This is a genomic window from Paenactinomyces guangxiensis (assembly GCF_016055185.1).
Lineage (GTDB): Bacteria > Bacillota > Bacilli > Thermoactinomycetales > Thermoactinomycetaceae > Paenactinomyces > Paenactinomyces guangxiensis.
In genome coordinates this window covers 13,971-38,462 of sequence record NZ_JAECVR010000022.1, presented here as the reverse complement: position 1 = coordinate 38,462, position 24,492 = coordinate 13,971, and the positions used below count along the sequence as shown (strand labels likewise).

19 protein-coding genes, 3 pseudogenes and 1 riboswitch are annotated in these 24,492 nt (G+C 44.5%); of the genes and pseudogenes, 12 read left to right on the top strand and 10 right to left on the bottom strand.

Annotated elements, in window-relative coordinates; all coding sequences use genetic code 11:
* Positions 1–22 precede the first annotated feature (22 nt).
* Entirely contained in the window at positions 23–1,561 is a 1,539-nt protein-coding gene (locus I8U27_RS17015; RefSeq protein ID WP_181754047.1) for an NAD(P)H-hydrate dehydratase, read from the bottom strand.
* A gap of 64 nt (positions 1,562–1,625) precedes the next feature.
* Positions 1,626–2,006, bottom strand: a complete 381-nt coding sequence (gene acpS, locus I8U27_RS17010; protein ID WP_181754048.1) for a holo-ACP synthase — start codon at positions 2,004–2,006, stop codon at positions 1,626–1,628.
* A gap of 281 nt (positions 2,007–2,287) precedes the next feature.
* On the opposite strand from acpS, the gene I8U27_RS17005 reads away from it, so the two are divergent.
* From I8U27_RS17005 to I8U27_RS16980, 6 genes are all read left to right on the top strand, one after another.
* Positions 2,288–2,782 carry an AbrB family transcriptional regulator gene (locus tag I8U27_RS17005; protein WP_181754049.1) on the top strand — a complete coding sequence of 165 codons (495 nt, stop codon included), beginning with the start codon at positions 2,288–2,290 and terminating at the stop codon, positions 2,780–2,782.
* A gap of 108 nt (positions 2,783–2,890) precedes the next feature.
* Entirely contained in the window at positions 2,891–3,178 is a 288-nt protein-coding gene (locus I8U27_RS17000; protein ID WP_181754050.1) for an antibiotic biosynthesis monooxygenase family protein, read from the top strand.
* A gap of 31 nt (positions 3,179–3,209) precedes the next feature.
* Entirely contained in the window at positions 3,210–3,674 is a 465-nt protein-coding gene (locus I8U27_RS16995) for a hypothetical protein (RefSeq protein ID WP_181754052.1), read from the top strand.
* 110 nt (positions 3,675–3,784) lie between these two features.
* Complete coding sequence (locus tag I8U27_RS16990) at positions 3,785–3,955, top strand: hypothetical protein (protein ID WP_181754054.1); 171 nt, start codon at positions 3,785–3,787, stop codon at positions 3,953–3,955.
* Between the two features lie 50 nt (positions 3,956–4,005).
* On the top strand, positions 4,006–4,317 hold the full coding sequence (locus I8U27_RS16985; RefSeq protein WP_181754056.1) for an NfeD family protein: 312 nt from the start codon (positions 4,006–4,008) through the stop codon (positions 4,315–4,317).
* Between the two features lie 4 nt (positions 4,318–4,321).
* Positions 4,322–5,809: a flotillin family protein gene (locus tag I8U27_RS16980; RefSeq protein WP_181754058.1), complete on the top strand. Its 1,488-nt coding sequence runs from the start codon at positions 4,322–4,324 to the stop codon at positions 5,807–5,809.
* Between the two features lie 83 nt (positions 5,810–5,892).
* Here the strand turns inward: I8U27_RS16980 and I8U27_RS16975 are convergent, their stop codons facing one another.
* Entirely contained in the window at positions 5,893–6,261 is a 369-nt protein-coding gene (locus tag I8U27_RS16975) for a hypothetical protein (protein WP_181754060.1), read from the bottom strand.
* Between the two features lie 247 nt (positions 6,262–6,508).
* A complete protein-coding gene (locus tag I8U27_RS16970) occupies positions 6,509–8,023 on the bottom strand; it encodes a N,N-dimethylformamidase beta subunit family domain-containing protein (RefSeq protein WP_181754062.1) in 1,515 nt (504 codons plus the stop codon).
* A 259-nt stretch (positions 8,024–8,282) separates the two neighbouring features.
* Between I8U27_RS16970 and I8U27_RS16965 the strand changes: the two genes are divergently transcribed.
* On the top strand, positions 8,283–8,846 hold the full coding sequence (locus I8U27_RS16965) for a TVP38/TMEM64 family protein (protein ID WP_181754064.1): 564 nt from the start codon (positions 8,283–8,285) through the stop codon (positions 8,844–8,846).
* 201 nt (positions 8,847–9,047) lie between these two features.
* Positions 9,048–9,551, top strand: a complete 504-nt coding sequence (locus I8U27_RS16960) for a GNAT family N-acetyltransferase (RefSeq protein ID WP_181754066.1) — start codon at positions 9,048–9,050, stop codon at positions 9,549–9,551.
* 74 nt (positions 9,552–9,625) lie between these two features.
* On the opposite strand, the gene I8U27_RS16955 is transcribed toward I8U27_RS16960, so the two are convergent.
* The 4 genes from I8U27_RS16955 to I8U27_RS16940 all read right to left on the bottom strand — a co-directional run bounded on the left by I8U27_RS16955 (position 9,626) and on the right by I8U27_RS16940 (position 15,613).
* Positions 9,626–11,143, bottom strand: a complete 1,518-nt coding sequence (locus tag I8U27_RS16955; RefSeq protein WP_181754069.1) for a class I adenylate-forming enzyme family protein — start codon at positions 11,141–11,143, stop codon at positions 9,626–9,628.
* A gap of 46 nt (positions 11,144–11,189) precedes the next feature.
* A complete protein-coding gene (locus I8U27_RS16950) occupies positions 11,190–12,815 on the bottom strand; it encodes an acyl-CoA dehydrogenase family protein (RefSeq protein WP_181754071.1) in 1,626 nt (541 codons plus the stop codon).
* A 527-nt stretch (positions 12,816–13,342) separates the two neighbouring features.
* Complete coding sequence (locus I8U27_RS16945; RefSeq protein ID WP_181754073.1) at positions 13,343–13,891, bottom strand: hypothetical protein; 549 nt, start codon at positions 13,889–13,891, stop codon at positions 13,343–13,345.
* Positions 13,892–14,110: 219 nt separating this feature from the next.
* Entirely contained in the window at positions 14,111–15,613 is a 1,503-nt protein-coding gene (locus tag I8U27_RS16940; protein ID WP_181754075.1) for an amino acid permease, read from the bottom strand.
* Between the two features lie 100 nt (positions 15,614–15,713).
* Positions 15,714–15,901: riboswitch (Lysine riboswitch) on the bottom strand.
* A 312-nt stretch (positions 15,902–16,213) separates the two neighbouring features.
* Between I8U27_RS16940 and I8U27_RS16935 the strand changes: the two genes are divergently transcribed.
* Positions 16,214–17,923 (top strand): N,N-dimethylformamidase beta subunit family domain-containing protein, encoded by a 1,710-nt coding sequence (locus I8U27_RS16935; protein ID WP_181754076.1) that lies wholly within the window; start codon positions 16,214–16,216, stop codon positions 17,921–17,923.
* Between the two features lie 134 nt (positions 17,924–18,057).
* Here I8U27_RS16935 and I8U27_RS16930 read toward each other — a convergent pair whose 3' ends face one another.
* Together I8U27_RS16930 and I8U27_RS16925 are read right to left on the bottom strand one after the other, a co-directional pair.
* Complete coding sequence (locus I8U27_RS16930; protein ID WP_181754078.1) at positions 18,058–18,870, bottom strand: inositol monophosphatase family protein; 813 nt, start codon at positions 18,868–18,870, stop codon at positions 18,058–18,060.
* A gap of 416 nt (positions 18,871–19,286) precedes the next feature.
* Entirely contained in the window at positions 19,287–19,925 is a 639-nt protein-coding gene (locus tag I8U27_RS16925; protein WP_181754079.1) for a C40 family peptidase, read from the bottom strand.
* Positions 19,926–20,394: 469 nt separating this feature from the next.
* On the opposite strand from I8U27_RS16925, the pseudogene licT reads away from it, so the two are divergent.
* The 3 pseudogenes from licT to I8U27_RS16910 all read left to right on the top strand — a co-directional run bounded on the left by licT (position 20,395) and on the right by I8U27_RS16910 (position 24,465).
* A pseudogene (gene licT / locus I8U27_RS16920) lies at positions 20,395–21,264 on the top strand (BglG family transcription antiterminator LicT).
* A 300-nt stretch (positions 21,265–21,564) separates the two neighbouring features.
* Positions 21,565–22,977: pseudogene (locus I8U27_RS16915) on the top strand (glucose PTS transporter subunit IIA); the annotation flags it as partial.
* 82 nt (positions 22,978–23,059) lie between these two features.
* Positions 23,060–24,465: pseudogene (locus I8U27_RS16910) on the top strand (6-phospho-beta-glucosidase).
* Positions 24,466–24,492 lie beyond the last annotated feature (27 nt).

The window sequence follows — 24,492 nt, the reverse complement described above, 5'->3', positions numbered from 1 at the left end:
TGTGTCGGCCAGGCAGGGACAATTATTGACAACATTGCCGGAGAGCCGGACCAATCGCGGACAGGATGTCTGAAAACATCACACTGTGAGGCACGGAGCTCACAGCCAGCTCACCGGCTTTTCCATGAAGATAGACCGCCATCGGGACAGCTGCTCCAAGAGGGATACGTTGGGCGAGCAGGGAGCCAATCATCCCGGTAAGGAGATCCCCTGCCCCCCCTTTGGCAAGAGCAGGGCTGCCAGTCAGATTCAATATTTGCTTTCCATCCGGGAAGGCGACAATGGTATATCTTCCTTTTAAAACCACAACCGCCCCCGTTTTTTGCGCTAGTTCCCCGGCTGCCTGACGGCGGGAAGATTCTACGTGTGCTACTGAACAGGCAAGAAGCCGGGCCATCTCCCCCGGATGCGGGGTTAAGACCGTGGCGAATGGTGACGGACGTTTTTGCAGCAGAGAAGGATGGTCTGACAAAATGTTTAAGGCATCAGCATCCAGCACCATCGGAACTTCCATCCTCTTCATCAATTCCCCCAACCAATCGGCTTCGCCCGCAAAGCGACCCAGTCCCGGACCGATTGCCACCGCTGAGAAACGTGTTCTCCTTTCCTCTATCATCTGCCAGCTGTCCGGTGAGAACGTTGATTCACCAGGCCAACTCCACACCATTTGCTGTGTAACTTTGGCAGACAGAGGCAATTGCTCAGATGATGGAACAGTGATTGTCACCAGGCCGGCTCCGGTACGATAAGCAGCTTCGCCCGCCATCACCGCTGCACCCAGCATACCCCGCGAACCGCCGACAACTAATAAATGTCCATGAGTTCCTTTGTGAGCCCAGGCGGACCGCGGTGGCAGGTGATGTTGCCAGTCGCTCGGAAGATTGATCCGTGCGGATGGTTCCAGTTCAGGGCTGGCACAGGGTGAAAGCCCGATATCCGCTACTTTTACCTCTCCTGAGTAGTCTGCCCCCGGTCGCAGGTAATGTCCCCACTTGGGAAAGGCAAAGGTGACAGTGAGATCAGCTTGTACGGCTTCTGTAAGCACGCCTCCCGTGTCGGCATCAACCCCTGTCGGCAGATCAACCGCCACAACAAACGCCTTGCTCTGTTGATTGACAAGGGCAACCACTTCGGCGATATGCGGCCGTAACTGACCTGTGGCACCCGTACCCAACAAAGCATCTACCACTACATCGGCCTGTTCTAAATGGCGGCGGAGTTGATCCCGTTCTTGTTGCGGATCAATCTCAATCCGGGTGAGCCTTTGGCAAACCTCATAGAAAACACGGGCATCCGGTGCCATTTTTTCCACCGCACCCACCAGCCACAGATAAACTTTCCAGCCGCGAAACTGCAGGTGGCGGGCCACAACCCAGCCATCTCCTCCATTGTTTCCGCTGCCACAAAGAATCACTGCTGTTTTCGGCTCGGGGAACCGGTGCATAATTTCTTCTGCAACGGCTTTTCCGGCATTCTCCATCAGCACAACTCCGGGCACTCCCAGATGGTCGATCGTATAGCGGTCCAGATTGCGCATCTCTTTTGCTGTAACCAGATACACGATTGTCCCTCCTAACCGCGTTATATATGTATGTCCCCCTGCCTTTAGATATGCAGACAAGGCTTCAATCCTTCATTTCCTCTACAATTGACATGGCTGTCGCATAATGGTCGCTGTGGGAGATGGACAGATGAATATGAATGCGGCTTCCGCCAAATAAGCGCTGTTGGGCAGATGCTGACAAAACGGCCCGGGGGGTACCTTTTTCAACATTGACAATTTCCAGATCGGTAAATGAGACACACTGTCCAATACCAGTACCCAAAGCTTTGGAAATCGCCTCTTTCGCAGCAAACCGGCCGGCGATATACTCCAGCCTCCTTCTCTCTCGTTCCGGCAGCAAGTTTCTTTCCTTTTCTGTTAAAATGCGCCGCGCCAACCGTTCTATCCCCATCTCTTCAATCCGCTTGATCTCCACGATATCGGTACCAATTCCTTTAATCATCCTTTCACCCCCATCGTTAAGCCCAATCATTTTAAATGAAAACTTATTTTCTGTTTAACATTCCCAACATCATAACTTTCTCTTTTTCCTTTCATCATAAACCATTTAGCAAATATTCTTCTGCTAAACTTCGTTCTACGAAATAAAATCGGTGACAGCTTTCACCATTACCGATAGAGTAAATAATAGCAGTCGTTGTTGAAACTAAAGACAGGCCCCAATGAATTTCAACTGATATGAACCCGCAATCATATTTTAAGATGACAGAAAGGATGATCAACATGGATTTAAGCAAAATACTGCTTACGCTCGGTTGTGCACTCGCAGGAGGTTATTTGGGATATCTGTTGAAAATACCCGCTGGGGCGATGATTGGTTCGATGTGCGGAGTGGCTTTGGCCAATTTAAGCGGTTTGCCATTAGTGCGAATTCCCGGTTGGACTCTCTTTATTTTGCAAGTGATTCTTGGGGCCAACATCGGTTTGCAAATCAACCGGGGAAGTGTACTAGAGCTGAAAGCGGCCTGGCTGCCGGCATTACTCATCTCCATCATGACTCTTTTGTTTGGTCTGGGGGTTGGCTGGATCATTAGCAAAGTTACAGGATGGAGTGCGATTACCAGTTTCTTCTCTTCCGCTCCCGGCGGAATGACTGATTTGGTTTTGTTGGCCAATAACACCAGCGCAGATATTTCTAAAGTAACCGCTTTACATATGGTTCGATTGGTTACAGTAATCATCTCTGTTCCTATTATCATAAAGCTATTATTTCGTTAACGTCAGCGTGCCGTTCTTTACATATTTTTGACTTCACCCTAATAGATGAAAAAGAATGGTATAGTATTTGTTGAAGAGAAAGATGACAGGCCAAATGGAGGGCAAAAAATGTATCAGGTAAATAATCGAATTGAAATCACCTCCCCTGAGCACTTAATAATTCTAAAGGGAATGTTTAGTAATGCCCCGGAATCGATGAAGCAAGTTCCGGGATTCGTTTCGTTTCGGCTGTTGGAGGCAGAAGACGGCTCCCATATGATAGTGGAGTCCATTTTTGAAACCAAAGATCATTTTCTTCAGTGGACAGAAAGTGAGCATTTTCGGCAGGCACATGGTGGAGACAGCGGAAAGGAACGCCGTGTCAACATTACGGGTTACCATGTTGTAATCAAGTAAAATCACTCATATAAAAAGGAGTTAGAAAGAAATGAATGCGACCAGCCTTGCACTTTTTATTCACATTGTCTGTGTGGCTGCCTGGTTTGGCGGTGTCAGCATGATGGCAATGTATTTGCGCGATGCAACCCGTTCCAATAATCTGGAAACCATGTCCTATGCCCTTGGGAAGGCTCAACGCTGGAACCTGACCATGTTTATCCCAACCTCGGTTCTCGTTTTGATCACCGGCGTGTTTATGATGTTGCAGATGAAACTGCTTCAACTGGAAAATAAACCTCTCTGGGTCATGATGAAGGAACGTTTCGGCAGCTTATTTGTCATTCTTTTCATTGTCCTTATCGCTTTTTACGGAAAAAAGCTGTTGAAGCAGATCCAGGCGACCGGGATTGACAGCGGAACAGGACAATCCATTTTGAAACGCTACATTATGCTGCTTAACCTCTCTCTGCTGTGTATGGTTATCCTGATCTTTTTCGTCACTGTCAAAATATGAAGATAAAAATCCATGGTCATGCCATGGATTTTTTACATCCATTCAACCCGAAACATCCAACTATTTCGTATAATTGACATAGACGACACGAAAAGGGGGAGCACAGGACATTGCAGCTTGTCTTCTGGGGTTGTCTCATCTTTGGCGTGGTCTTCACGATCCTCATCGTCCTGATTGGTGATCTGCTCGCCGGTATCGTGGATGCTCTGTTCGACATCGGGTTTCCTTTCAACCAGTCACCCTGGTCGGGACTGTCACCGTCTTTGGCGGTACCGGATTAATCCTCAATCAACTGACAGAACTCTCAGATACATATCTGGTCATCTGGGCAATGACAGCCGCCATGCTCTCGTTTTTCCTCTTATATGCCTTTTATGTCCGGCCGACAAAAACAGCTGAAAACTCAGCAGGGTTTCGCCTGGATGACTTAAAAGGCAAAATTGGAGAGGTCACGGTGACCATCCCTGCCCGCGGCTACGGTGAGGTTATGGTCTTAACAAGCGGTGGACATACCAACCAAATTGCTGCAAGTGTAAACAAGGTGGAAATTCCCCGGGGTTCAACCGTGATCGTCTTGGATATCCAGGATCACATTCTGTTGGTTTCCATGCATCATCATCCTGAAGAGGAGGGCACATCTTAAGCGAATGTTAACTTTTCTATCTTTCCAAATCGTGATTATTGTTGTCGGTGTCCTGTTTGTATTAGGAATCGCTTTTTGGGCCCGTTACAAAACAGTTGGCGCTGATGAAGCGATGATTGTCACCGGCAGCCTGCTGGGAAGCAAAAATGTTATGGGCGACGACTCCGGGCGCAAGATTAAAATTATCCGCGGCGGCGGGGCATTTATCATCCCCATTTTCCAACGGGCCGAAAGATTGAGCCTGCTGTCGCACAAGCTGACCGTGTCCACTCCGGAGGTGTATACCGAGCAGGGGGTACCGATCCTTGTAGATGGAGTGGCGATTATAAAAATCGGCGGCTCTATCGAAGATGTGGCAACAGCAGCCGAACAATTTATGGGCAAAACGGATGAAACCCTCAATGACGAGGCACGCGAAGTATTGGAGGGGCATTTGCGCGCGATTCTCGGGACGATGACGGTTGAAGAAGTCTATAAAAACCGTGAGAAATTTGCTCAGGAAGTACAGGCTGTCGCAGCCAGAGATTTGAAAAAAATGGGCTTGCAAGTCGTTTCCTTCACAATTAAAGACGTCCGCGATAAAAACGGCTACCTCGACGCTCTCGGACGCCCCCGGATCGCCATGGTGCGCCGTGACGCCGATATTGCCGAAGCCAATGCTGTTCGCGACACCGAGATTCAGACAGCAAAAGCCCGTGAAGAAGGCACCAAAGCATCCCTTATCTCCGAAACAAATATCGCTGAAGCCCAGAAAAATAAAGAACTTCGCATTGCCGAATTCAAAATCGAACAGGATATGAAACGGGCGGAAGCGGATCAAGCCTACCACTTGCAAGAAAACCGGTATCGGCAACAGGTCGTCGATGAAGAGATGAAGATTGAATTAGTAAAGAAACAAAAGCAAATCGAGCTGGAAGAAAAAGAAATTATCCGGCGTGAAAAGCAATACGATGCCGAAGTAAGGAAAAAAGCGGACGCCGACCGGTATTCCAAAGAGCAGGCGGCAGAAGCACTTCGTTTTGAAGCGGAAGCGCGCGCCCGTGCCGAAGCGGAAGCCATTAAAGCGAAAGGTCTTGCCGATGCCGAAGCGACAAAAGCGCGCGGCATGGCCAAAGCGGAAGTGGAGAAGATGGAAGGGATCGCAGCTGCTGATGTTATTCGGGCCAAAGGACTTGCGGAGGCAGAAGCAAAACAAAAGTTGGCTGAAGCGTTCGAGAGGTATGGACAGGCTGCTGTCCTGGATCTCGTAGCCAAAATGCTGCCGGAACTGGCGAAACAAATTTCCCAGCCATTGGGCAACATTGAGAAATTGACCGTTGTCGACGCTTCCAGTGAGGGGGACGGTGCCGCAAAAGTAAGCAACTATGTGACCAAACTGATGGCCCAGGCCCCTGAAATGGTCAAACAAGTATCCGGCATCGACTTGAACCAGATGATCCAGGGACTGACCGAGCAGAAGAAAGAGCCAGTGGACCCTCCAACAGAAAACTAATCAGAATATGACCTTTTCCTTGCTCCATATAACTATAAAGTTATGGAGCATCTTTTTCGGGTTGTTAAAAAGCATCAGAACGTTCACGTTACCCATTCGACGATTTCTGCGGTCTCTTTCCGTTTGCGATGAAAGATGAAAAATGACCGCTTTTGCAAGGATTGAAAAAAACCAACATGTGCTGTCCGTTTTTTCTGGAACTCGATTAAACAAACAAAGGTGTATAACTGCGGCAAGATTTCGAGGCGGTAATAGTAATCAACGATGCTCGGGTTTGAGGACAGATATGACTCGGGTACCTTGGGAAGGGCATCCGCTTGCTCCTCGTTCATCCGAAGCGTAAGCCCAGGATGACAGTGTATCAGGACATAATCCTGAATATTGGTCTTCGGGCCAATGATAAACGGAGGCGATGCATCAGCACGGATCACATTTTGGAAACTGAGAAACACATCATCTGAATTCTTACATCTCCAATGATGATATTCTTCGGCCCCGCCACGCTTTGTTGGCTGATCGATGGGTACATGGGCACAGGGCTTCTTTTACAGGCGGATTGAGGAAATAATAGGGCGATAAGGGGCCATTCCGATATGCATGTAACAACCTCCCTTCCCTTTTATATATTTGGAAGGCATTCCCGATACCCCACTCTATTCAAAAAGCGTGCCCCATCTATATGATGAAGCACGCTTCAACTTACTTTATCAACTCTTGGAGAGCATTGCGGGTGATTTGCTGGATTGCACTGTTTTCACTGGCACGGTTGATATAATGGGTAGAATCTAAAAACCAGTTCCAATAAAATGTCCCTACAGCAAAAACTTTTCCACCCTCCGGCTTTTGATACCAGACAACATTGGCAAACCGTGTTTTGCCGTATACAATCACTGGTGAATGGGCGATCACTTCTACCCCCGGAATCTTTCCCAAATAGGAATCAACTTCACCGCCAACCACACCCTGAATTTGATCCCCTCTTTTCAACCCCGTTCCCTCATACAACCAGTGATCAGGGTTTGACACAACCATTGGGACAGTGGCATCCGGAATTCCGCTATACATAATCCCAAACATCCGGTCTTCCGGCATGGTGACGGGACGCTCCCGCCATCTGCATGTCACCAATCGTTTGTCTTTGAAACGATATGGATCTTTTTTAGTCGCAAACTGCTTATATGAGGTGATCACCCGATTGGGATTGCCCTCTTCATCAGGGTCCATGCGCACTTGCCAGTAAGCCACGTTGGCACTAAATACTGCGAGATTGATTTTAGAAGCGGACAATCTTTCCACACTTTCACGCATTTCCATCGACCAGTATTCACTGTGCCCGGCAATGAGAAGGGTTTTTATATCCGACTGTTCCAGGATGCCATTATGCACATCCATGTCGGTGATATAGGTAAGCGAATACCCTTCTTTTTCCAGCCAGCGGATTATATTGTACTCAAATTGAAAAAAGAGACCGGCTCCGTAATAATCCCTAAACGGACGATTATAGGATACTCTGGCCGATTGCTTTCCATTTTTGCTGTTATAGGTATATAAACTTCTGCCACCCCAGTTATTATAGGCGTGATAAGTATGGGTTGCCAGGAGTACGGCGAAGTCGGCGGCCGGCCGGGCCTCCCTGACCACAAACGGGATATAGCTTTCATTTCCTTTCTCATCGACCAGTTTGTTAAGATAAAATCCGGAAGGCCAATGAGGAGGAATCTGATATGTAAAACTGACTTCCCAGGAACAACCCCTGGTATCCGGATCAGGGGTCAGATTTTGCTTCATCTCACGAAACCCGTAAAACTTCTCCATCAAGGCTCCGCCCAATCCTTCATAATACCCCATCCGATAAATTTCCATACGGTAAGGCCTCAGACTGTGGACAAAAAAAGTGATCCACTCATTCGGCTGTACCGAAATCTTGGAAGCGTATCCCTGGAGATTGCTCCTCCCTGGTTTAGTAATTTTCCACTGGTCCGTCCCCTTTTGCTGAGGAGGCTTCTTTTTCTTCGGCTGGTCAGCATATACGTTCGCTGGCTTTACAGGATTTTCTTTTTCATCGGTCAACGTTTTGATCAACCCGGAAGTGAGCAGTGCTGATCCGAGAAAATAACCGGTTGCTTTGGGGATTTTAGACAGCAACTGACGGCGGGTGTACTCTTTTTTGAATCTATCTTCCATCATCTTACTCAGTCTGTCATACTTGTCCACTTGATCATTCTCCTACTCGCCATATACTATTTTTAAATAAATAAATGGATAAACACAGGTTGTGCCGGGAATTTTTTCGCCAGATGGGGAATGGAAAGGAGTCGGAATGTTCTGGAAGCTGAAAAATAATAGATCTATGGATCATCATATAAAAGCGTTATAGTATTAATTATATATTTGAGAAGCTTAGCTGAAAATATATTATTTTGTCAATCAAAAATTAATCTATTAAATTATTATCTCATCTATGGAGGTTATCATGGTCCGTTCCCTGTTCACATTCTTCTCAGAGCTCGGTCTGTGGGCAATTCCAATCAGCTTGATGATTAATACTTTCATCAACATCATTGGGTTTATTCCTTCTGTGTTTGTCACCGCCGCCAATGTATGGGTCTGGGGACCGTGGCTGGGCGGTCTGTTATCCTGGCTGGGGGAAGTGATCGGCTCCATGGCTGCTTTTTTGTTTTACCGTAAAGGACTACAACTGACAAAGATGCAAAAACACCGGAATTGGGATTGGGTACAATCTTTAAACCGTCTGTCCGGCACCAGGCAAACTTTGCTCCTCGTCCTGGCCCGGGTCACTCCCTTCATTCCGTCCGGACTTGTCAATATAGCCGCCGTTCTCACATCTGTTCCGTTTTTTATTTTCCTTATCTCCACAGCGATTGGAAAGATTCCGTCAATCCTCCTTGAAGCACTCGTCAGTCACGATCTCATTCATATTCAGGAAAATTACATTCGCCTGACTGTTACCCTGTTTGCTGTTAGTCTGGGATATCTGGCACTGAGAAGGAAGAAAGCAGGGGACGATCGCTCATAAGAGAAGATCCTGGATCAGGGGAGAGTCAATTTCCAATGTCGTTCACTTTGGCCTAAAAGGCTGACAGAAGGAGGAAATGAGTTGGCACCCGCTTAAACAGAGAATCTGACCGATTTATGCAGTGTTACCAGGATTTAAAATGGTTCCCTGATTACTGTACCATTAATATTAATATTCAAAATTTGGGAGGAATGAATCCATTTGATTACCATTCGACGAGCCACTCAGCAAGATGTATCAGGGATTTGTAAAGTTTGTGCAGCTGGCTACCGTGACACCTATCAGGAGACACATTCAGCTTCCTACATCGAGAGAGTGATTCAGGAGTTCTATCAGCCTGAACGAATCCTGAAAGAGCTGGAACCCCAATCCGGCTGGGACGGCTGGTTCGTGGCGCTGGATCATGGGCGTGTTACAGGAGCGGGAGCCGGTGGATTAACAAGTGAAGGCACCGGTGAATTGTTTGTTCTTTATCTTGACCCGAAGCGGAGAGGGGAAGGCATCGGCACATTATTGCTGAATGCCATCACAGAAGTGCAAAAGTCACAGGGCGCAAAAGAGCAATGGGTTTCCGTTTCAGAAAACAACCAGAAAGGGATTCCTTTCTATGAAGCGAGGGGATTTAAGAGGATTAGACGGGTACCCACCTTCGCAAGCAAGGAAGAGGAAGGATACTATTCACTCAGGTACAGAAGGGTCCTTTAAATCCTGTTCCATCCATCTTATATCATATTGCCTCACTGGCAAATGGACACGCCAGTGAGGCAAACGTATACCGATTATTCAACTTCGGCCCGCTTTCGTAACACGTGTTTCATTACTTTTCCCACCGAGTTTCTCGGCAGTGCGCTAATAAACCGGACCTCCTTGGCCGATTTAAAATGAGCGATTTTCTCCCGGCAAACTCTTATAATATCTTCTTTCGTCAGATTGGAGTCGGGCTTTTTCACTACATAAGCCCTGGGAACTTCACCCCATATTTCATTCGGAACACCGATTACGGCCACTTCAACGACTCCTTCAATGTTTTGAATGACCGCCTCCACTTCAGCAGAATAAATATTTTCCCCGCCGCTGATAATCATATCTTTGTAGCGATCAATCACCGTTACAAAGCCATCTTCATCCAGTTTCCCTAAATCCCCGGTATAATACCAGCCGTCGATAAGGCAACTTTCTGTCTCTTCAGGCCTGTTCCAGTAACCTGTAAATATCTGTGGTCCTTTGCACACAATCTCCCCGATTTTACCTGCCGGCAAATCTTCTCCGGTTTCCGGGTCGACAATTCTGATCTTTGTATGAACCATCGGTTTTCCCATCGTATCGCATTTATCCAGTCCCATTTCATGCAGCCAAAAAGTGGCCGGGCCTGTGCATTCCGTTGATCCGTACACCTGCACTACCTGGACACCGTAGGAGTGATATTGACGAATTAACTCCGGTGGAACCGTCGAAGCTCCACAGATAATATAACGTAATGAATTGATGTCCCTGGACAGCCAGTCCGGTGTTTCCAGCATGAACTTCAACATTGCCGGAACGGACATCATCTGTGTAATCTTTTCTTCCTCAATCAGCTGCCAGATATAGACCGGGTGAAACTCGTGCATATAGACAACCGTGTTTCCCCTGATGACAGAGGTGATTACCGGCATAAACCCGCCAATATGAAAAATAGGAGCCACACACAGGAAGCGGTCCACTGCCCGCCAATCCAGAGAATGCAAAATCCCGACACCAGCCGACCATAAGTTCTCATGGGAAATCATTGCTCCCTTTGGCTTTCCGGTTGTTCCCGAGGTATACATAATTACAGCCGGGTCCTCTCCGCCCGCCACAATCTCGGGTTCAGCTGCCTGTCGATCTGAAAAAATGGAAGAAAACGGGATATCAGTGCCGGGGGAGTTGCCGACTTGCACAAAGTAGCGCAGGAAATCAAAACCTCTGAGGTGGTTTACCTCATCTGAAAACTGTTCATCATAAAACAGGATTTTAGCTTCACTATCCGTTAAAATATATGCCAGCTCATCCACTTTCAGTCTCCAGTTGATCGGAAGAGTAATCGCTCCCAGTTTAGCGGCGGCAAAAAAGATGGTGACAAGTGAAGTGCTGTTTTTGCAGAGGATCGCTACCCGGTCCCCCGCTTCCACTTGATGCTCTTTGAACCACTCTACCAATTGGTTAACTTGTTGGTTGAATTGCTGAAAATTACACCGAGAATATGCATCTACGGCAGCTTCCACATACGGGGAATATTCTGCGCGTTTCGTCAACAATTGACCAATATTAATTTTCATCCGTAACCCTCCTGCAATTTTGTATAAATTTTTTCTGAGTCCAAACCTAGTTGAGAACCGGAAGACTGCCAAACGGCTCTACTGCAATCTGTTGATAAGTTTTGAAAAAATGGTCAACAAAATCTTCCCAATCCTCCGCCTGCTTTATCGCTTCATCGGTGGACCCGGCCAAAAAAGAAGAGGAAGTTAAATGTTGCAGCAATTCCCGTGACAAATGGTTCTGAACCTCCTGCGGTGCACCAGCTAAAGCCATTGACACAAACTCCTTCGGGCTGATCAAGTTTTGAACCCGCCCTAAGTCGCGGTAAATCTGTGTCAATAAAACATTTTTAGGGCCTTCCCACAACTCGTTCACCATCGCATCCCTGAAGATCCGGGGCAGAGATGAAAAATCCTCAATGGCCCCGTTTCCCCCAAACAGTGAGATCGCTTGCCGCAGAACATCTACGGCTTCTTTAGCTGCAGTCACTTTTTGCATCAGGATCAGGATGCGGAGCATAAAATGTTGTTTTTGGATATTGTCTTCCTGATCGACCGGTAAACCCGTCCGGTGTTTTCTGCCCAGGCGAATATATAATTCATTGATCTTAAAAGCTCCTGCTGTTGTCCTTCTGGCGGCATGAACAATTGCACGGACCTGTCCTGCAGCCATCGCAAAGTCAATCACTCTTCTTCCAAACGCTTTGCGAAACTCGGCATACATCTGCGCTTCTCTGGCCGCTCTCATCATAAATGCTCCGCTGGCTAACCCGATATCCATGCGGGACAGAGTTAACACAATGCCTACCGGAACGGCCACGCCTTTGTGAAGAGGCCCTACCGGATAAGCGACCGCTCCCTGGTATTCAATCTCCCCTGTCGGCAGTTCAGTTGTGCCCAACTTTCTTTTCAAACGACGGATCGTGTAATCATTTCTGATTTCTTTCTCCTTATTTCCCGGTAACCAGGACGGAACAATAAAGGTGGAGACTTTATCACTTCCTCTTACTTTGGCAGTGACCACGGTATAATCAGCTTGAGTGGCTGAACAAAAAAACTTCTGTCCGTATAGGCGAAATCTTTTCCCATCCGGTTCCGGAACTGCTTCCAATTGGTTTGCCGGTATATCGGAACCTCCCTGAATCTCGGTCATAAACTGGGCTCCCATCGCAAAATCCCCCTCAATTCCTTCTTTGCAATGGGCCAGGATATGCTCCAGTTCAGGAGTCTGATCTTCTGGAAAATGTTCAATCAAGGCGATCAGCCCCTCTGTACAGGCGAGCGGACACATCACCCCTGCTTCTCCATTTTGGTGAAGGAGAAAACGTTTGCTAATCAGTTCCCAGGGTGCGGTTTTCCCGGAAAACAACCCTTCAGAAAAGATTTCCCGTTCCAGGGCCAGTGCTTGTTCAGAGCGCACAATCCGGTCAATCCGTTGATTATATGCATTATAATGTTGTAATACAGGATGCAACTCCGGCCTGGCTGCTTGCTCCGCCAAGTCCCTCCAGCGATTGGAGACTTTGGGTGAGAACTGCAACAGCTGTTCATGGAGGGCCGGAAACTCACCCTCACTGACAAATGACCTTAAAAGTTCCTGAAAAAATGGGTTGTCGCGATAAAAGTCATATGTATCCCGCCGGTCTAAAAACTCCTGAAAGCTGTAGGTTTGCTTACGGGTGGTTGGGTCCATTTTGCAAAATCCCCTCTCATGGATTCTTTTTCCCTGCCATAACCTTTTCTTTTACCTGCTTGACACTTGCGGGAAACCGACTGGTGAAGGCCTTTATTTCTTCACTTGCTGCAAAAAGAACTCCCCGGCACATGAATTCCAACTGTACGGAATCTTAAAATAATATTTCCCAGATACGGAATCTCCCAAGGTAAAATCCAAGCTTGATGATTCTGTCGTTATAAGGCTACCTCCTCTCACAGATCCTCCGTACATAATAGCTTTTCCCTTTCTCAAATAAATTTTATCCCCTAATTTGAAAAGCGGAGGCATCTAAAATTATTTATAAATTAAATATAATAAATCTATCCGACAAATTCTATAAGTTGTTTTATTTTTATAAAAAACATACAGCAGTTTCAGTATCGCCAAAAATCTTGCCTACATTAAAAAGGAAAAATAAAAAACCATCTGGCCAACTAAAACAAAACAGACCGGATGGTAAACTTACTCCGAAATCTCATACCGTCATGATCCCATTATCTATGTCATTTTTTTGCTCCATTTTTTAGAAAATAAACAGCTGTGATAATAAATCCGGATAAAATGAAGACACTCCACACAAGAATATTGGTTTTTCCACCCGCCCCCTGTTCCACTTCAACTTGTTTTGCCGGAGACTTTCCTTTGTCCAGAGCGTTCAAATCTTCTTTTGCTGCAGACATAGCCTTTGTTCGGCTGCAAATCGTTGTCTTTAGCTTTCCGTCAGCGTTCGCCCTGGCATAGACGAGAAATTCCTGTCCCTCTACAAAGTCAAAACCACATGCCCCGCTTTGATTGGGAGTTTCCACCACAATCTGTGTCTCATTTACTCCCTTCCATATCTCATTTACCTTAAAAACAACTTCCTTTTTTAACTTGGCTTTATTTTCATCGATCCTGATCACTTTTCCGGAAAAAACTGCACTACTTTCCGCCAGTTCTTCTTCCAGCGGCCCGGGAACAACACAACTGCAAGCATGGACAGGTGACGGGAACAGCCAATAGACCAAAAGGAAAAAGGCAGAGCAACAGGCGATGATTCGCGCTTTTTTCATATTGTTCTCTCCTTACAGGATAAAAATCCCCCACCTCATCCGCAAACCTATGCAACAGAGGGATTTGTATTTAGAAGATTTACGCTTTAGACGGGAAAGCAGTTTCAAAAGTTGCATTGAAGCAATGGCCATGAATGATGGCCAGCTTCTCAGCGTCTTCAGATGCAAGGACAAAAAAGCAGAGAAAGCGTTGCTGCTTTCCCTGCTATTTAGCATTCCTTATGCTTTTTCCCCAGCAGATTGATCACTCAAGTCACATTCCTGCAAAGGAATCACTCTTGTCTTATTGAGCCATTTATACCCCAACCACACCAGGATAAACAATGGCAGGCCAATATAGGAAACCAAAACGCCGTTCCAATCAATCTGTTCACCCAGAAACGCCGTGTAATTCTGCCCCAGAATCACAATTCCACAGACAATCAGGGCAAAAAGCGGACCGAATGGAAACCATTTGGCTTGATATGTTAACTGGCTTAAATCGTGTCCCTGGGCCAAAAAAGCTTTGCGGAAGCGGTAATGGCTGATAGCAATTCCCAGCCATGCGATAAAGCCGGATAATCCTGAAGCGTTTAACAGCCAGATGTATACCTCTCCCTCTCCAAACAGAGAAGAGAGGAAAGCAAGCATTCCTACCAGTGATGTAAGGATTAATGCATAAACAGGAACGCCCCGTTGATTTACTCTGGCAAAGAGTTTGGGTGCCTTCCCCTCTTTGGCCAGCGTCCACAGCATCCGGGTTGACGCATACATGCCAGAGTTCCCCGCCGACAGGACCGAAGTTAAGATGACGGCATTCATCACAGAAGCGGCAAATGCCAGTCCGGCTTTTTCAAAAATGAGAGTGAACGGACTTTTGGCGATACTCTCAATATCGTCGCTGGCCAGGTTGGGATGAGTATACGGAATCAGTAAACCGATCACTAAAATCGCAAGACCGTAAAACAGAAGGATTCTCCAAAAAATTTGCCGAATCGCCCTGGGAACATTTTGCTTTGGATTTTCACTTTCTCCTGCGGCAACTCCCACCAATTCCGTCCCTTGAAACGAAAAGCCGGCCACCATAAAAATACCAAGCATCGCGGCCAATCCACCTTTAAAGGGAGCTTCTCCAATGGTGAAGTTTTTAAAACCGACCGCCTCTCCGCCCATAAACCCGAAGATCATCAGGACTCCAACAATCAGGAAAATGATAATCGTGGCAACTTTAATAAATGAAAACCAATATTCCGATTCCCCGTAACTTCTCACAGATAAGTAGTTCAATCCAAACATTAGGACAAGGAAAAGGGCACTCCACAACACAGACGGATAATCCGGAAACCAGAATTTCATCACCAATGAAGCGGCAGACAATTCAACAGCAATAGTAATCGCCCAGTTATACCAGTAATTCCACCCGAGAGCAAATCCCAGGGCAGGATCGACAAACTTGCTCGCATAGGTGCTAAATGACCCCGATACCGGCATAAAGGTTGCCATTTCCCCTAAGCTGGTCATCAGAAAGTAAACCATGACACCGATTGCCAGATAAGCGAGCAGCGCCCCGCCCGGCCCTGCTGACTGTACCGCCGTGCCGCTGGCCAGGAAAACGCCGGTCCCGATTGACCCTCCGATCGCTATCATCGACAGATGCCGCGCTCTTAGCCCCCGTTGCAGGCGGACGTCTGCTTTCGGCTCCGTTTCTGTTTGATCGGAAGCTGTTAACATTATATCAGTCATTATAAAAAAACACCCCTCTTTAAATAAGCGAGGCTGTTAGGGCAATAAAAAATACCGCCACAAATATGAACGGTATGAGAAACACCCACACCAAACCTTCGCTGAAGATAGCACACCACGCTTACCGGCTGTAAACGTGACAGTTCTGTCCCTGTTCGGAAACAGCCCCAGCCCGCCTGCCCGGAGAAAACAGGTGAACTTCGGCAACTTTTCCTTTCTTCTGCAGTCCTCAATCTTCTCCGGATCTCGTACAGAATACTCCTAAAAGCTGCGACCTCTACCTCACCGAAACCGATGAGGGTTTTTTGATTCGATTTTTAAAATGAACGTTTCTAGTATAAGAAACTTTGAACATATATAACAAGAGGTAAATATTGGAGTATGTATATAGATATTATATCAGCGGTTCATATAAATGAAGCAGATACAAACATTTGACAAACTAAATCTATCATCTTTACGTTTCACTGAGATTTTTTTTACTTTTCATCGTATATAAGTAAAAAAACATTATTAAAAGATGAACCTTTTTCTATTTATCGACAACTAATTAATAAGTAGATCAAACATATCTGTATTTATCTTAGAGGAGCATTCATCATGAAAATCAACAGGAGAGACTTTATCAAAACATCCTCGTTTTTTGCAATGTGCTTTACTGTCTCGGGTGCCAGTACATTTTTAAAGTGGATAAAGGAAAAACCTACAGCCTTTGCTGCTAACTCGGTTACCGGGATAAAAAAAGTCCCTGTTCAGATCAAAGATTTTGACCGAGTGGGGCAAGCTCTTTTAAAGCTCAGGTATGCCGGCAAGATCCCGGACAAGCTCCAGGTAAACGTTGTCAACAAAAAAGGGACGATTCTGGCCGAAGGCACCCCAATCAAACCAACTACTCCTGCCTTTCTTCACAAAGTGCAGAAAGTGGACGACAAGGTTGTTGACCTTGTTTTAAGTTTGTCCCCTGAAATGATCGCCGGAAACCAGATGTACATCGATATCAGGGATCAAGGGAACGGTTTTCGTTTTCTGTCCGGTTCTGTGGTAGTGGAGAAAACACCGCAACAAATTGTCAACAACCAGCCTATTGAAGGATACACTTCACGGGTCAGTTACGCTCCCGGCGAGACGATCGAATTAAAAGTCCATTCTACCCAGGCACGGTTCTCTGTCGATTTCATTCGCTATGGAGAGAAAGAACATGTGGTTTCTAAAGTAAAAAATATTCCAGGCAAAAGACAAAACTACCCCTTATATGCATACCGAAACGGAGCCGGCTGGGATTCAAGCTATCGTTTCAAAGTCCCGGAAGATTGGAAGAGCGGATTATACGCCGCCAGATTATATGATCAATTAGAAAATGAATTTTACGTGTCATTTCTGATCAGCCGAATTGACAAAAATATACCCAAACAACAAAGAATTGCGGTGCTGTCTTCTACCAACACCTGGGCTGCTTACAATACCTGGGGAGGTGCTTCTCTCTATCAATATTTTTATGAAGAAGATATCCGGCCCGCATATGCACAAATGGTCAGCACAGAACGGCCCAATCCGGCGGCCTCCCCCATGGGGAATCCTGAACATCTGGCAAATGCGGAAAAATTGATCCTCGGCTGGCTTGAAAAAAATCATTATCCATACAGTGTCATCTCTGACTGGGATCTTGACCAAAACCCCGATTTGTTGGATTCATTCGGCACTCTCATTATCAACACGCACGGAGAATACTGGACAGAAAGTATGTATGATGCTTTAGAGCGCTTTTTAAACAGGGGAGGAAATTTGCTTACCCTTTCGGGCAATGCCATTTACTGGAAAACAGTTCTCAAAAAGGACAAGCCGGAGGTAAGAAAAAAATTTGGTTATCACCTGCTGAACGGGGAAAGGGGAGGGTTATGGTTCAATCTTGACCGCTCCGAATCATATGTTTTAGGTGTTCGCTATACACCGGAGGGATATATGACATTTCATCCGTACCGTGTGGAAAAAGCAGATCACTGGGTGTTTAAAGGCACCAACCTGAAAAATGGTGATCTTATAGGAGAGAGAGGGTTAAACCGCGGCGGAGCTTCCGGCCATGAAACCGACAAAATGGACAAGTTCACGCCAAAGAACGCTGTATTGCTTGCCAAAGGAACCAATCCTGACAAAGGGGGGGCTGAGATGGTGTACTATGACCATCATGGCGGAGGCGGTGTCTTTTCCGTCGGATCAATTTCATTTGGCGGAAGCTTAGTTATTGATGAGAGGCTAAGCCGGATAGTAAAAAATGTATTAAACCATTTTACAAAGAGGGATATCAATCAGTGAAACCTCTAAAGAAAAAGGCCTTGGATAATGGAATCCCAAGGTCTTTCTTTGATGGTGAACTATATTGCCATTGAAATAGGGAAAATTCCGTTCAACAAATCTCAAATTGCCGCGCTTTGATACTGAAATCGCTTCTAAACATGAATCTTTCGCTCACGTATAAACTGTAAAATCTCGTCATAAATCCCCGGGTTACAGGCAATTACGCTACTTCTGCGATCCAGCGGCAAATCATTTCCGTCAAAATCGGTCACCTTGCCCCCTGCTTCCTGTACCAGAAATGCCCCGGCGGCATGATCCCAGGGGTTGGTACCCATGGTGATAAACCCATTTACCCTGCCTATGGCGACCCTGGCAAGGGACAGGGCTGTCACTCCATAAGATCGGATTCCCCTGACTCTGGGATATAACTCCAGCAATTTTTGCCCTGCTTTTACCTGAGCTTCTGTACGCAATGAATGTTCATAGGAAAGCATTGAGTCTATAAGTGCAAGTTGCTCGTCCATCTTTTCGATCCGCTTATCATTAAAAAACACCCCTTTCCCCTTTAATGCATGAATCATTTCATCTCTCATTACATCATAGACAATGCCGAATACCCCCTGTTGGTCAAGGTACAAACCCACAGAGATCACAAAATCAGCTTGCTGTGACACAAAATTGGCCGTGCCGTCGATCGGATCAATCAGCCATACATAACCGCTGAATTCCTTAGTATTTTCACCCATCCCCTCTTCACCCAACAGTTTGTGGTCGGGATAATGCTTTTGAATCAACTCAACCAGAAATTTTTCCACTGACCGGTCTGCCACCGTAACCAGGTCTGCTTGATGGCTTTTGGTTTCATGTAAGATTTCGTTATTTTCAAGAAAGTTTTTGACCATTGCGCCTGCTTCTCTCACCCAGTCCTGTGCCCGTTGATAGATCTGTTCATGGTTCTGTCCCATAATCATCCCCCTGTGATCATATATCAAGTTTTTTCAGCTATTGCCAAATACTCTATATAAGACAGGTTATAGATATCTCTTTCAAATAATATTTTACCCTTTTTTCATTTGTAAGTTTCGATAATTAGAGGGGTTTATTACATTTCCAACTCCGTCTTTTTCATTACTGCTCTTCCGGAACCTGCCCTGGTTCCGGCAAACCGTATAACTATCGCAAAGATATGAATTCCGGGAGAGGGGATAAAATCCGAGTGGGCAGGTCATCGGGAAGTATATTTCAATCACCGGAAAAAGAAGCGATACTTTCCCTGCCCGAAAAAGTACCGCTTCTTTTCTATTTTGGAGAATTATTTTATTGGTTATAAACAATAATGGATAAACTTCTTATAAGAGCGTTTTACAAAGATATAATTTACTCAAATAAAAAATCTCCTTATTTTCTTATAAGGGAAAAGGGAAAATTTTCTCCGCAACGGCAGTGGTTCATAAAATGATATCAGTTCTGATTGCAGCCGTGAATACTCATATAATCTCCCTTCATAAATGAACTTAAATGAAGGATGTTGCAAAAAGTCGTTTGGAGTCACAAGTGCTGATGGCTTATCCCACAGTTGGATTCCGCTTCTTTTTAAAACCTCCGCAACAAATTGGGAACAGAAATATGCATTTTTTAATTCAATCGGATAATTAACCATCACTCCGAATAACCCAACAAGATTATACATATAGATTTCCTGTTGAGCTTCAAAAGATCGAATCATTTGCTTTATCTGATCCAGTTGCTGATCAGTTACGCACAATTCAAATAAGATACACCTTGTATTTTGGAAATATCGATAGATCCCATTATAGACGTCTTCTTTTACAAAACCGGCATATAAAGGATTTTTCGGATGTTTGCGGCCAAAGCTGTAAAGCTCATCCAGTCTCTGATCAAGTGATATGGAAACATGATTATAAGGAGCAGCTGTAAACAGTTTGATGGTTCTGGAAAACAAAGTCCCTGTATCTGTTAGAAGAATATAAACAGATTTTGTTTGTTCGGCCTTTTTCATATTTATCACCCAGGTCATGTCAGTTAAATCCCAATCTTCTCTTTAAGTATAAAAGAATACACCTACGATTGGAGTGAACCGTGGGTGTATTTTTACTAAGACCATAGACGTATTTTATTACAGATGAACCTAATTAGGAATCGCTTGGAAGGAAGGTTCAGTAAAAAATTATTGCATTTCCAACCCTATATATGTGTGAAACCATTTATTTTATTCATGCGGATGCGAATCATAAGAATGACTTTAGTCATTGCAACACACCAGATCCACCCGTTTCCCTGCTTGACAAGTGTACAACCGTATGATAAAAATGAAAGAAAAGAAACCGTTTACAATTAAATAATAGGATTGTTACTGTCCGGCAGGCAAAACCTAATTTTGTGAGAGAATAACAAAGAATGTTATTCTTGTATGCAAATTTAGGTTTTTTTTGGGTTTTACTAAGACCTGAATCAAGGCAGGTGAGAAAATGGAAATTAGAAAGATTTTAAATAATAACGTAATTATGACGACTAATGAATCTAACCAGGAATTAGTCGTTATGGGCAGGGGATTAGCTTTTCAAAAAAAAGTAGGGGATGTCATTGATGCTTCTAAAGTAGAGAAGACTTTTGTGCTAAAAAAAGACGGTGTCTCTGATAAGCTTGCTAAATTATTGAGAGATATTTCTGAGCTATACCTGAACATTTCGTCACAAATTTTAGAATATGCACAGTCCCAACTCCCATACAAATTGGATGATTATTTATATGTTGCATTAACGGATCACTTAAGTTTTGCGATCAGCAGACACAAACAGGGAATCAGTTTGAAAAATGCGCTGTTATGGGAAATTCGGAAATATTATAAGTAGGAATTTCAAGTTGCTTTAAAAGCCCTGGATATTATTGAAAACGAGACAGGAGTCCGCCTTGCTGAAGATGAAGCAGCTTCGATTGCTCTGCATTTAGTAAACAGCCAACTCTCAGGGGAGAATATGGCTGCGGCTGTTCAAGTAACCGAAATGGTTAATAACATCTTGAACATTGTAAAATACCATTTTCAAATGGAACTAAATGTAAATTCGGTCAATTATGAACGCTTTCTGACTCATCTCCGTTTCTTTGCAATGCGGTTTATTCGAAAAGAGAGAGATGCCGACAGTAATGATGATTTCTTATATGAACAGGTAAAACAAAAGTATCCTTCAGCTTTTCAATGTACCCAAAAGATTGTGACCTATTTGGAGAAAACCTATGACTGGACAATATCCAGTGATGAGGAAATATACTTGACATTGCATATTCATCGTGTCACCAACCGTCACGAATTCAATCGTGCAATTGAATACACCGATTAAAACCTGCAGGGTTTGCTAGATTCCAATACCTTAGGTGGATATATTTAATTCTGTTATCCTTTAACATTTTGTCGAAAGCTCGAAGAAAGAGTTAACATATATAACATGATTTTATAAATTGAATATCTTTAAAGGAATGTTACCAATACGGGCATAACCTGAACTGATTTGAACAGCGCAATGCAATGATTGTGCAGGTTCAAATTAGCTCAGGTTTTTATTTTGTCACCATCATTTGTTTCCTGATCCAAGAGTGATCATGGAGGACAAAATTACCCGAGTTAAAGGAGGTGAAAAACATTTTATAAGAGAGCAATAGGGGCTTCACTCGTTTATCCAACATTGTCCGGTTTAACAGCGGGTAAGCCACTTTACACATTATTTGCGGGAACGATGTTTGAATCACCCATTCATATTACCTTTTTGGGAATACCGGTTATTTTAATGAGTTATGCATCATCCGTTATTCCGATTATTCTTGCGGCTTATTTCGGAGCAAAAGCAGAACACGGTTTTAAGAAAATCATTCCTGATGTTGTTAAAACATTTTTAGTACCTTTCTTCACATTACTTGTCGTTGTGCCGATCACATTTTTTGTGATTGGACCCATTGCAACATGGACTGGTCAACTTTTAGGGCAAGTAACGCTATGGATCTATCATTTGATCCCGCCAGTTGCCGGTGCTTTTTTGGGTGGATTCTGGCAAATATTTGTTATTTTTGGCCTTCACTGGGGGTTAATCCCCATTGCGATTAATAACCTGACTGTACATGGTTCAGACCCTCTATTATCCATGGTTTTTGCGGCATCATTCGCACAGATCGGGGCTGTGCTTGCGGTCTGGATAAAAACGAAACAGCAAAAGTTAAAAACACTAAGCGTTCCAGCTTTTATTTCCGGGATTTTCGGTGTCACAGAGCCAGCTATTTACGGGATTACTCTTCCTCTGAAAAGGCCGTTTATTATTAGCTGTATTGCTGCAGCCATCGGAGGAGCGATCTCGGGACTGTGGGGTACACAAACCTATATGGTTGGAGGTCTTGGAATCTTTGGTATTCCATCCTTCATCAGCCCGAAAGAAGGAATTACATTTGGATTATGGGGTGCAGTTATAGCGATTATTGTTGCGTTTGTTTTAGGTTTTGTTCTCACCTATTTGTTTGGGGCAGGTAAAGAAAAGGAATACAGAAAACCATCACATGAAGAAGCGGTTGCAACAAAGATTTCAGATCAAACGGAAACAGGAGTTAAAGTTGAAAATGAAGTAATTTCAAGTCCTTTTAATGGTGAAGTTAAACCACTATCTGAAATTGATGATGCGGCATTCGCATCCGGTGCGCTTGGCAAAGGTGTTGCCATTGAGCCTTCTGAGGGGAAATTATTTTCACCGGTATATGGCACTGTTTCAGCTTTATTCCCAACAAACCATGCCATTGGAATTATAACAGATCAAGGTGCAGAACTTTTAATTCATATCGGAATCGACACTGTACAGTTGGACGGGCAATTTTTCTCCTCGCATACTGCACAAGGCTCGCGTATAGAAAAAGGTCAGATCCTTATTGAGTTTGATATAGATGAAATCAAAGCGGCTGGGTATGCTGTGACTACACCAGTAGTTGTGACCAACCATGATCAATACCATTTAATAGCCACAGGCGAAACTGAATTAAAAGCCGGTGACCGTTTAATCGAGTTACAAGCAAAATAGGTCTTAATTAAAAAACGGGAAGGTATCTGATATCTAAATAAGGCCTTTCCTTCTAATCGGTATATAGAAAAGGGGTTTTCATATGTCTAAGTACTCATTTCCTGAAGGGTTTTTATGGGGCGGTGCGATCGCTGCCAATCAAGCTGAAGGTGCCTATCTGGAAGACGGAAAGGGATTAACAACGGTTGACCTGCTGCCCGCCGGACCGTGTAAAGAGAAATTTTATCCTTCCCATGAAGCAATTGACTTTTATCACCGATATAAAGAAGATATCGCCCTATTCGCAGAGATGGGTTTTAAAGCATTGCGTGTTTCCATTTCCTGGGCACGGATTTTCCCAAATGGGGATGATGAACGGCCTAATCAGGCTGGCTTAAAGTTTTATGATGATTTATTTGATGAGCTATTAAAACATGGAATTGAACCGGTGGTCACGATAGCTCATTTTGATGTGCCTGTTAACCTCGTTGAAAAGTATGGAAGTTGGAGAAGCCGAAAGCTTGTTCATTTCTATGAAAAGTATGCAAGGACCATTTTTAACAGGTACAAGGATAAAGTGAAATACTGGATGACATTTAATGAGATCAATATGCTTCTACACTTGCCTTTTGTGGGTGCCGGGCTTGTTTTTAAAGAAGGGGATAACAAAAAGCAAATTCAATTTCAGGCAGCTCATCACCAGCTTGTCGCAAGTGCACTTGCTGTGAAAGCCTGCCATGAAATCATACCGAATGCAAAAATTGGCTGCATGCTGGCAGCAGGGGCTACCTACCCATACACATGTCATCCGGAAGATATTTTAGTGCCATGGAAAAAGACCGAGAGTCCTTTTTCTTCATTGATGTGCAGTCACGAGGCAAATATCCGGGTTATGCAAAGCGATTCTTGAAAGATCACAATCTGACCATTGAGATGGAAAAAGAGGATGAAGAGCTTTTGAAGAATCATACAGTTGATTATATCGGCTTCAGCTATTATTCAAGCAGGACGACAAGTTCGGATTCTGAAGTATTAAAAAATATGACAAGCGGGAATGTATTTGGTTCTGTTGAAAACCCTTATCTGGAAAAGTCAGAATGGGGTTGGTCCATCGATCCTAAAGGCTTCCGAATTACAGCGAATCAGTTGTATGATCGCTATCAAAAGCCTTTGTTTGTGGTTGAAAATGGGCTTGGTGCTGTCGATGAAGTAACTCCTGAAGGGGAAATCAATGACGATTACCGGATTCAATACCTAAAAAAACACATTGTGGAAATGGCTGAAGCCATCCAGGATGGCGTGGAGATTATCGGGTATACAAGTTGGGGGCCAATCGACATTATCAGTGCTTCCACGGGCGAAATGAAAAAGCGTTATGGCTATATTTATGTGGACAAGGATAATGATGGCAACGGATCATTAAAACGAATCAAAAAGAAGAGCTTTCACTGGTACAAAAAAGTGATTGAAACAAACGGTGAAATACTTAATGATGAATTGAATAATTGAACCAAGTATTTTTATTGATCATGAATG

Bases quoted from the DNA above. Each gene is read 5' to 3' on its own strand.
- acpS (WP_181754048.1), bottom strand. From the start codon at position 2,006: ATGATTAAAGGAATTGGTACCGATATCGTGGAGATCAAGCGGATTGAA.
- I8U27_RS17005 (WP_181754049.1), top strand. From the start codon at position 2,288: ATGGATTTAAGCAAAATACTGCTTACGCTCGGTTGTGCACTCGCAGGA.
- I8U27_RS17000 (WP_181754050.1), top strand. From the start codon at position 2,891: ATGTATCAGGTAAATAATCGAATTGAAATCACCTCCCCTGAGCACTTA.
- I8U27_RS16995 (WP_181754052.1), top strand. From the start codon at position 3,210: ATGAATGCGACCAGCCTTGCACTTTTTATTCACATTGTCTGTGTGGCT.
- I8U27_RS16985 (WP_181754056.1), top strand. From the start codon at position 4,006: ATGACAGCCGCCATGCTCTCGTTTTTCCTCTTATATGCCTTTTATGTC.
- I8U27_RS16980 (WP_181754058.1), top strand. From the start codon at position 4,322: ATGTTAACTTTTCTATCTTTCCAAATCGTGATTATTGTTGTCGGTGTC.
- I8U27_RS16965 (WP_181754064.1), top strand. From the start codon at position 8,283: ATGGTCCGTTCCCTGTTCACATTCTTCTCAGAGCTCGGTCTGTGGGCA.
- I8U27_RS16955 (WP_181754069.1), bottom strand. From the start codon at position 11,143: ATGAAAATTAATATTGGTCAATTGTTGACGAAACGCGCAGAATATTCC.
- I8U27_RS16950 (WP_181754071.1), bottom strand. From the start codon at position 12,815: ATGGACCCAACCACCCGTAAGCAAACCTACAGCTTTCAGGAGTTTTTA.
- I8U27_RS16945 (WP_181754073.1), bottom strand. From the start codon at position 13,891: ATGAAAAAAGCGCGAATCATCGCCTGTTGCTCTGCCTTTTTCCTTTTG.
- I8U27_RS16940 (WP_181754075.1), bottom strand. From the start codon at position 15,613: ATGACTGATATAATGTTAACAGCTTCCGATCAAACAGAAACGGAGCCG.
- I8U27_RS16935 (WP_181754076.1), top strand. From the start codon at position 16,214: ATGAAAATCAACAGGAGAGACTTTATCAAAACATCCTCGTTTTTTGCA.
- I8U27_RS16930 (WP_181754078.1), bottom strand. From the start codon at position 18,870: ATGGGACAGAACCATGAACAGATCTATCAACGGGCACAGGACTGGGTG.
- I8U27_RS16925 (WP_181754079.1), bottom strand. From the start codon at position 19,925: ATGAAAAAGGCCGAACAAACAAAATCTGTTTATATTCTTCTAACAGAT.